Here is an 8,096-nt window from a genome sequence, read left to right as displayed (position 1 = left end):
GAGCTGTGCGAGAACACCCCCCTGCGGGAGGGCAGCGAGGAGTACCTCGACTCCGAGAAGTACCAGCTCCGCCCACGCGACTGGGACACCGCCGACACCATCGCCCCGCTGATCACACGACTCAACGCCGTCCGGCGGGGGAACCCGGCGCTCCAGCAGATCCGCGATCTCCACTTCCACCACGCCGACAAGGACGCGGTGATCGTGTACTCGAAGCGGAGCGGTTCGAACACGGTTCTGGTGGTCGTCAACCTCGACCCCCACCACACCCAGGAGGCCACGGTCTCGTTGGACATGCCGCAACTCGGCCTGGACTGGCACGAGTCGGTGCCGGTGCGCGACGAGCTCTCCGGCGACACCTACCACTGGGGCAGGGCCAATTACGTGCGTCTCGATCCGGGAACCCGTCCCGCGCACGTGCTCACCGTCCTGCGACCGTCCACCCCGCAGATCGGAGGGTCACCCACACGATGATCGTCAACGAGCCCGTTCCGGACACCTTCGAGGACACGCCCGCCAAGGACCGCGACCCCGACTGGTTCAAACGCGCCGTCTTCTACGAGGTGCTCGTCCGCTCCTTCCAGGACAGCAACGGCGACGGCGTCGGCGACCTCAAGGGCATCACCGCCAAACTCGACTACCTGCAGTGGCTGGGGGTGGACTGTCTGTGGCTGCCCCCCTTCTTCAAGTCACCGCTGCGGGACGGCGGCTACGACGTCTCCGACTACACCTCGGTCCTGCCGGAATTCGGTGACCTCGCCGACTTCGTCGAATTCGTCGACGCCGCCCACCAGCGCGGCATGCGCGTCATCATCGACTTCGTCATGAACCACACCAGCGATCAGCACCCGTGGTTCCAGGAGTCGAGAAAGGATCCCGACGGGCCCTACGGCGACTACTACATGTGGGCCGACGACGACAAACAGTACGCGGACGCGCGGATCATCTTCGTCGACACGGAAGTCTCCAACTGGACCTTCGACCCGGTCCGCAAGCAGTACTTCTTCCACCGCTTCTTCTCCCACCAGCCGGACCTCAACTACGAGAACCCGGCCGTGCAGGAGGAGATGATCTCCGCCCTCCGCTTCTGGCTGGACCTCGGCATCGACGGTTTCCGCCTGGACGCGGTGCCCTACCTGTACGCGGAGGAGGGCACGAACTGCGAGAACCTCCCCGCGACCCACGAGTTCCTCAAGCGGGTCCGCAAGGAGATCGACGCCCACTATCCGGACACGGTGCTGCTGGCGGAGGCCAACCAGTGGCCCGAGGACGTCGTCGACTATTTCGGCGACTACGCCTCCGGCGGCGACGAATGCCACATGGCGTTCCATTTCCCCGTCATGCCGCGCATCTTCATGGCCGTACGCCGCGAATCGCGCTACCCGGTCTCGGAAATCCTCTCCAAGACCCCGGCGATCCCCTCCAGCTGCCAGTGGGGCATCTTCCTGCGCAACCACGACGAGCTGACCCTCGAAATGGTCACCGACGAAGAGCGCGACTACATGTACGCGGAATACGCGAAGGACCCGCGTATGCGCGCGAACATCGGCATCCGCCGCCGCCTCGCCCCGCTCCTCGACAACGACCGCAACCAGATCGAGCTCTTCACCGCTCTGCTGCTGTCGCTGCCCGGCTCCCCGATCCTGTACTACGGCGACGAGATCGGCATGGGCGACAACATCTGGCTCGGCGACCGGGACGCCGTCCGTACGCCGATGCAGTGGACGCCGGACCGCAACGCCGGCTTCTCCTCCTGCGACCCGGGACGGCTGTTTCTGCCGACCATCATGGACCCGGTCTACGGCTACCAGGTGACCAACGTGGAGGCGTCGATGGCCTCCCCGTCGTCGCTGCTGCACTGGACCCGCCGCATGATCGAGATCCGCAAGCAGAACCCCGCCTTCGGCCTGGGCAGCTTCACCGAGCTGCCCTCCACCAATCCGGCCGTCCTCGCCTTCCTGCGGGAGTACGAGGACGACCTGGTGCTGTGCGTGCACAACTTCTCGCGCTTCGCCCAGCCCACCGAGCTCGACCTGCAGCAGTTCAGCGGCCGCCACCCCGTCGAACTGTTCGGCGGGGTCCGCTTCCCGGCGATCGGCGAGCTGCCGTATCTGCTGACCATGGCGGGGCACGGCTTCTACTGGTTCCGTTTGCGCAAGGACCACGGTGAGTAGTGCTACGGCTACGCCATTCTGCTCAACAGAATCCGAGACCGCCGGGCGGGTGGCTCGGTCATCAACTGCGCGCGCTCGCCGCGTGAAACCTCTCCGAGTGATCGGTGAGGACACGTCATCGATGCGATGGCGTGAACGCCAATGGTTCCGGCTCCGCAACACGCCGGTCATGGCCCGTGGCCATCTGAGGGTGGGGCGGTTTTCACCTCCCCACCCTGGGCACGCATCACTCACCCCCCGACCCTTCGGGGAAAGGACGTGACGCCCATGGCGGAAACGGTCACCACCCGCGCCGGCACGACCATCACGAGCCCCGGCCCCCTCACGTCACTGGAACCGCTGCTGCGGGACTGGCTGCCCAGGCAGCGGTGGTTCGCCGGGAAGGGGCGGCCGGTCACCGGGTTCTCGCCGGTCGCGGCCACCGAGCTGCTGCCGGCCGGGGGCGAGCTGGGCCTGCAGCACCTGCTGGTGCGCGCCCACGAGGGAGCCGCTCCCGGCGACTGCTACCAGCTGTTCGTCGGCGTACGCGAGGCCCTGCCGCCCCGGCTCGCCCCCGCGCTGATCGGCCACGCGACGGCCGGCCCGCTCGCCGGGCGCACCCTCTACGACGCCCTGTACGACGCCCGCCCCGCCGGACTGCTCCTGGAGGCCCTGCGTACCGGCGCCCGCATCGGCGCCCTGCGCTGCGAACGCGACCCCGGCCAGGAGATCCGGGCGGGGCTGGTGCCGCGCCTGGGCACCGCCGAGCAGTCGAACTCCTCGGTCATCTATGGAGATACGTTCATCCTGAAGCTTTTCCGCCGGGTGGTGCCCGGGGTCAACCCGGACCTGGAGCTTCCGCTGGCGCTGGCCCACGAGGGCTGCGCCCGGGTGCCTCCGCCGACCGCCTGGATACGGGCCGAGCTGGGCGGTGAGCCGTACGTCCTCGGCGTGCTCCAGCCCTATCTGCGGGGCGCGGTCGACGGCTGGGAGCTGGCGCTGCGCGAACTCGCCAAGGGCGAGGACTTCGCCGTACAGGCGCGGGCGCTGGGGCGGGCCACCGCCGAGGTGCACACCGCGCTGGCCCGCGCCCTGCCGACGGTCACGCTCGGGCACACGCAGCTGGAGCCGCTGGCCGCCGGCATGGCCGAGCGGCTCGACGCGGCCGCGCAGGCCGTGCCCACACTGCGCCCGTACGCTCCGGCGCTGCGCACCGCCTACACCGCGCTGGCCGACCTCGCCGCCGAGGGCCGCACCTGGACGGCGCAGCGCGTCCACGGCGATCTGCACCTCGGGCAGGTGCTGCGGGCGCCCTCCGGGGAGTGGACGCTGATCGACTTCGAGGGCGAACCGGCCCGCCCGCTGGCCGAGCGCCGGATGCCGCAGCCGATCGAACGGGACGTGGCGGGCATGCTGCGCTCCTTCGACTACGCGGCGTACTCGGCCGACCCCCCGGCGCCGGACTGGGCGACCGCCTGCCGGGCGGCGTACTGCTCCGGCTACGCCGAGGTCTCCGGCACCGACCCGCGCACCGACCCCGTACTGCTGCGGGCCTACGAGACGGACAAGGCGGTGTACGAGGTCGTCTACGAGGCCCGGCACCGCCCCGACTGGCTCCCCGTACCGCTTTCGGCGATACGGCGGCTCGCCTCATCCGACCTGTCCTGACGTCACCCTCATCGCCGCCCAGGAGGCCCTGTCCGTGACTCCCAGCTCGTCGTCCAGCGAACCGAACCCGAAGAAGAAGGCGGCCATGAAGAAGGCGACGCCGGCGAAGAAGGCGGTGACCAAGAAAGCGGCGGCCAAGAAGGCGACGACCAAGAAGGCGTCGGCGGCGAAGAAGACCACGACCGCGAAGGCCCCCGCCAAGAAGGCGGCACCCGCCAAGAAGACCGCCGCGAAGAAGGCGGCACCCGCGAAGAAGGCCACCGCCAAAAAGGCCCCGGCGACGAAGACCACCGCCACACAGCCGCAGACGGCCCCTCTGACCCCTGCGGCCTCTCTGGAAGTGACCGTCTCCCCCGCCCTCTCCCCCTCCGACCGTGAGCGGCTGCTCTCCGGCACCCACCACGACCCGCACTCCGTCCTCGGCGCCCACCCGACGTCCGGCGGGATCGTCTTCCGTGCGTTCCGCCCGTACGCCCTGTCCGTCACCCTGGTGTCCGGCGAACTCCGCGCCGACCTGCACGACGACGGGGACGGCTTCTTCTCCGGCCTTCTCCCCCTCCGCGAGATCCCGGCCTACCACCTCCAGGTGACGTACGAGGGCGCGGTCATCGAGGTCGAGGACGCCTACCGCCTCCTGCCGACCTTGGGCGAACTGGACCTGCACCTGATCGGCGAGGGCCGGCACGAGCAGCTGTGGACCGTACTGGGCGCGCATCCCATGACCCACGAGGGCGTGACCGGCACCCGCTTCTCCGTCTGGGCCCCGAACGCACGCGGCGTACGCCTGGCCGGCACCTTCAACTTCTGGGACGGCACCGGCTACCCGATGCGCTCGCTGGGCTCCTCCGGGGTGTGGGAGCTGTTCGTGCCGGGCATCGGCGAGGGCGAGCTGTACAAGTTCGACATCACCCGCCCGGACGGCTCACACACCCTGCGCGCGGACCCGCTGGCCCGCCGCACCGAGGCACCCCCGGCCACGTCGTCGGTCGTCACGGCCTCCCACTACGAGTGGGCCGACGAGGAGTGGCTGTCGCACCGCGCCGACACCCAGGCCCACAAGGCGCCGCTCTCGATCTACGAGGTGCACCTCCCCTCCTGGCGCCCGGGCCTGACGTACCGCCAGCTCGCCGAACAACTGCCCGCCTACGTCAAGGACCTGGGTTTCACCCACGTAGAGCTGATGCCGATCGCCGAGCACCCGTTCGGCGGTTCCTGGGGCTACCAGGTCACGGGCTTCTACGCGCCGACGGCACGTCTCGGCACCCCCGACGACTTCAAACACCTGGTGGACTCCCTCCACCAGGCGGGCATCGGCGTCCTGATGGACTGGGTGCCGGCGCACTTCCCGCGCGACGACTGGGCGCTGGCGGAGTTCGACGGCCGGCCGCTCTACGAGCACACGGACCCGCTCCGCGCCGCGCACCCCGACTGGGGAACCCTGGAGTTCGACTTCGGCCGCCGCGAGGTGCGCAACTTCCTGGTCGCCAACGCGCTGTACTGGTGCGAGGAGTTCCACATCGACGGGCTGCGCGTCGACGCGGTCGCCTCGATGCTCTACCTCGACTACTCACGCGAGCCCGGCCAGTGGATCCCCAACGAGCACGGCGGCCGGGAGAACCTGGACGCGGTGGCCTTCCTGCAGGAGATGAACGCGACCGTCTACCGCCGCTGCCCCGGCGTGGTGACGATCGCGGAGGAGTCCACGGCCTGGGACGGCGTCACCCGCGCCACCCACCACCGGGGCCCGAGCGGTTTCGGCGGCCTGGGCTTCGGCCTGAAGTGGAACATGGGCTGGATGCACGACTCCCTCCAGTACATGTCCCACGAGCCGATCCACCGCAAGTACCACCACCACGAGATGACCTTCTCGATGGTGTACGCGTACAGCGAGAACTACGTGCTGCCCATCTCGCACGACGAGGTGGTCCACGGCAAGCAGGCGCTGGTGTCGAAGATGCCCGGCGACTGGTGGCAGCAACGCGCCAACCACCGCGCGTACCTCGCCTTCATGTGGTCCCACCCCGGCAAGCAACTCCTCTTCATGGGCCAGGAGTTCGCACAGGGCGCCGAGTGGTCGGAGGCCCACGGCCCCGACTGGTGGCTGCTGGACCCGTCCTACGGCGCGGCGGACGACCACCGAGGCGTACGCGACCTGGTGCGCGACCTCAACCACCTCTACGTCTCCACCCCGGCCCTCTGGCAGCTGGACACCGACCCGGCCGGCTTCCGGTGGATCATCGGCGACGCGTCCGACGACAACGTCTTCGCGTACCTCCGCTTCGACAGGGAGGGCACCCCCCTCCTCTCGGTCAGCAACTTCTCCCCGGTGGTCCGCCCCGACTACCGCCTGGGCGTCCCCGACGACACCCCGGCCTGGCACGAATCCCTCAACACGGACGCCTCCCTCTACGGCGGCGGCAACGTCACCAACCCCCACCCCCTCAAACCAGAACCGCACCCCTCCCACGGCCACCCGGCCAGCATCCACCTGACCCTGCCCCCGCTGGCAACGGTCTGGCTGCGCCCGGCCTGACGTAACGGCGGCTGCCCAGAGTCAACCCGTTGGCGGTGCCGTCGGCATCCGGTCGTCGGCACCGTCGTCCGTGGGCCGGACGAACCGGTCCACGTGCCACGTACTCGACGGCACAGGAGTGGGCTCGGCGGGAGGCGCGTACGGTCCGGCGCGGTTGTACAGGAGCAGGAACACCACTCCGCCGACGATGACGGTGATGACGGTCAGGGCGCAGCCGACGGGGTGACGCGGGTTGTACTGGTAGTTGCTCGTCCCCCACCTGCTGCGCCTGAACACCGGCTCGTCACTGTCGAAGTACACGCACGGAAGCCTATGCGCACGGGTGATCGACCATCACTCAGGTCTCTTCGCCCCGGGCATCAACCGCCGCAACGCCGCCAGCAGCCCCCTGGCCTGCCGGTCACCCGGCGCGGCGGTGGCCGCCTGCGGCTCGCCCAGTCCCGATCCTCTTGGCGCGCGCGGGGAGAGCTCGTACCGGACGGGAAGCAGCCGCAGCCCCCGTACCACCGGCCCCGACCGCCATGGCAACTGGTCGACCGGGAGGGTCAGTTCCACGTGGGTGAAGTGATCGAAGATCCGGCCGACGGCCGTCGTGACGATCAGTGTGCCCAACTCGCGGGCAGCGCTGGGGCATTGATGGGGCCCGGCCCCCCACCCGAGGTGGGCACGGGTGGACACCGTCGACCCGACGATGGGGGACGAGCCGATCGCCAGCAGCTCGCCATGAGCCGCGGCCGCCGACGGGGAGACGATGTCACCGGCGCGGATCCAGAACTCGCCGAGCCGGACGTCCCGCGCGGCGAAGCGGAAGCACATGTTGGCGACCGGCGGGTTGGCCAGGGCGGCCCGGTCGACCGTCTCGCCCAGTTGCCCCGCCGAGAGCGAGCGGCGGACGGTCGCATTGCCGCGTACCACCTCCAGCAGGGTGTTGAGGACCATGTTGCCGGTGATGTCGTTCAGGTACACGGCGTTCATGAACAGCTCGCGTCCGAGCTGCTCGTCGCTCAGCTCCGGGTCGGCGAGCAGCAGGTAGGACGTGAAGTCGTCGCCGGGCCTGGCGCGGCGGTGGGCGGCGATGCGGGTGAAGGCGGCGAGCGCGCGGGCGGTGGCCGGGCCGGCGTCGGGGCCGCCGTCGAGCATCCGCCACAGGTCCATGACCAGTTCGTCGCCCAGCTCCACCGGGCAGCCGAAGAGTTTCGCCGTCACCATCAGCAGCAGGGGGCGGGTGTACTGGGCGCCCAGATCGGCGAAGCCGGTCGTGCCGGACTCCGCCGCGAGCAGGGCGACCAGTTCGTCGGCGTACCGGGCCACCGCCGTGCGCAGTTCCCGGCCCTCGGGGTTCCTGGTGCCCTTGAAGGGGCTGAGCGCGGCGTGGTGGGTGCGGCGGGCGGCGCGGTGCTCCTCGTCGTCCATGAACATCGTCTGCCGTACCTCGTAGCCCGCCAGCAGGGGCCAGTCCTGGGGCAGTTCGCCCTGGGCCCGGGCCCGCCAGTGGCGGACGTCCCGGCGCCACCGGCTCTCGTTGCGCAGGACCTCCAGCACCTCCCGGTAGCTCAGGACCAGCCACACCGGTACACCCATGAGCCCGACCGGGGCGACCGGGCCGTACGTGCGCCGCAGCCGCTCGTACACCGCGCCGGGGTCGGTGTCGAACTCGGCGGTGAGGAGCGGTTCGACCCGGAGGGCCCCGAGTTCGGGGCTGTCGGCCGGTGCGGTGGTGTGGGGAGGGGTGTCCATGGCGC

General features: G+C 70.0%; 5 protein-coding genes and 1 pseudogene. 4 read left to right on the top strand and 2 right to left on the bottom strand.

Annotation, left to right across the window (positions count from 1 at the left end):
- The 4 genes and pseudogenes from ACH5AC_RS04195 to glgB all read left to right on the top strand — a co-directional run.
- A pseudogene (locus ACH5AC_RS04195) lies at positions 1–474 on the top strand (alpha-1,4-glucan--maltose-1-phosphate maltosyltransferase); the annotation flags it as partial.
- Positions 471–2,174: a maltose alpha-D-glucosyltransferase gene (gene treS, locus ACH5AC_RS04190; RefSeq protein WP_398860037.1), complete on the top strand. Its 1,704-nt coding sequence runs from the start codon at positions 471–473 to the stop codon at positions 2,172–2,174. The pseudogene ACH5AC_RS04195 and the gene treS, both read left to right, overlap by 4 nt.
- A gap of 267 nt (positions 2,175–2,441) precedes the next feature.
- Entirely contained in the window at positions 2,442–3,821 is a 1,380-nt protein-coding gene (locus tag ACH5AC_RS04185) for a maltokinase (RefSeq protein WP_398860036.1), read from the top strand.
- An 85-nt stretch (positions 3,822–3,906) separates the two neighbouring features.
- Complete coding sequence (gene glgB / locus ACH5AC_RS04180) at positions 3,907–6,354, top strand: 1,4-alpha-glucan branching enzyme (protein ID WP_398860082.1); 2,448 nt, start codon at positions 3,907–3,909, stop codon at positions 6,352–6,354.
- A 21-nt stretch (positions 6,355–6,375) separates the two neighbouring features.
- Here the strand turns inward: glgB and ACH5AC_RS04175 are convergent, their stop codons facing one another.
- Together ACH5AC_RS04175 and ACH5AC_RS04170 are read right to left on the bottom strand one after the other, a co-directional pair.
- Positions 6,376–6,654, bottom strand: coding sequence for a hypothetical protein (locus ACH5AC_RS04175; RefSeq protein ID WP_398860035.1), 279 nt, complete (start codon positions 6,652–6,654; stop codon positions 6,376–6,378).
- Positions 6,655–6,687: 33 nt separating this feature from the next.
- Positions 6,688–8,091, bottom strand: coding sequence for a cytochrome (locus tag ACH5AC_RS04170; RefSeq protein ID WP_398860034.1), 1,404 nt, complete (start codon positions 8,089–8,091; stop codon positions 6,688–6,690).
- Positions 8,092–8,096 lie beyond the last annotated feature (5 nt).

The sequence above is a fragment of the Streptomyces sp. NPDC018693 genome, assembly GCF_044391385.1.
Taxonomy (GTDB): Bacteria; Actinomycetota; Actinomycetes; order Streptomycetales; family Streptomycetaceae; genus Streptomyces.
Note: the sequence above shows the minus strand (reverse complement) of the source record. Positions and strands in the feature narration are given on the sequence as shown.